1 protein-coding gene is annotated in these 1,193 nt (G+C 69.5%); it reads left to right on the top strand.

Annotated features, from left to right (window positions below; genetic code table 11):
• The coding region (locus ABTZ43_RS17140) for a hypothetical protein (protein WP_350539634.1) at positions 1-1,193 on the top strand (1,193 nt) is incomplete at both ends.

The raw sequence follows: 1,193 nt of genomic DNA, 5'->3' as shown, positions 1-1,193 counted from the left end.
GGCGGCGCTCCCCGCTCCGGTGGCTACAACCGCGACAGCCGTGACGGCGGCGCTCCCCGCTCCGGTGGCTACAACCGCGACAGCCGTGACGGCGGCGCTCCCCGCTCCGGTGGCTACAACCGCGACAGCCGTGACGGCGGTGCCCCTCGCTCCGGCGGCTACAACCGGGATGACCGCGCTCCTCGCCAGGACCGCGACTCGGGTCGTTCGTACCCGCAGCGCGGGGGAGCGGACCGCGAGCGCCCGGTGCAGGCGTCGGGCGATCGGCCGCGATTCAACGATCCGCACATTCCCGACGAGGTCACCGCGCGCGATCTGCACACATCGGCCCGCAACGAGCTGAAGACCCTCAGCAAGGAGAACGCTGATCTCGTCGCTCGGCACCTGGCGATGGCATCCCGTCTGATCGACGAGGACCCCGCGCTGGCGCACGAGCATGCTCTGGCCGCGTCCCGTCGTGCCGGTCGCATCGCGATCGTACGAGAGACTCTCGGCATCACGGCATACGCCACGGAGGACTTCGCTCTCGCCCTGCGGGAGCTGCGGACCTACCGGCGCATCTCGGGCAAGGACGACCAGATCGCCCTCATGGTCGACAGCGAACGCGGCATCGGCCGCCCGGATCGAGCGCTCGAGACAGGTCGCGCGGTCGATCGTACGGCTCTCACCACCCCGGTTCGCGTCTCTCTCGCCATCGCCATGTCGGGGGCGCGCCTCGATCAGGGCGACCTCGAGCTCGCACTCGGTGAACTGGAGATCCCCGAGCTCGATCCGGACCGCGCGTTCGAATGGAGCCCGGCTCTGTTCGCTGCTCGCGCCGCCGTTCTCGAGGATCTCGGACGCACCGACGAGGCGGAGTTCTGGGCGCATCGCGCTGAGGTCGCCGCCGAGGCGCTGGGCGTCGACGAGGCCGGCGATGAGGAGATCATCATCGAGGACGGCCTCATCGAGGGTGACTTCGACGGTGACGAGGATCTCGACGCAGACGCAGACGCAGACGCAGACGCAGACGCAGACGCAGATGCAGATGCAGACGACGATGCAGAGGCCGAGTCCGACGCTGATGCGGACGCAGACGCAGACGCGGCAGGGGTCGTCGACTCCGAGCCGACGGTCGAGGACGAGGTTCGTGAGCTGCTCGGCGAGGACGACGACGAGTCCGAGGAGTCCGTCGACTCCGACGCGTCTTCGAC

The organism is Microbacterium sp. NPDC097977 (assembly GCF_040302605.1).
Classification (GTDB): domain Bacteria; phylum Actinomycetota; class Actinomycetes; order Actinomycetales; family Microbacteriaceae; genus Microbacterium.
The sequence above is the reverse complement of the archived record's forward strand: the minus strand, read 5'-3'. Positions and strand labels throughout refer to the sequence as shown.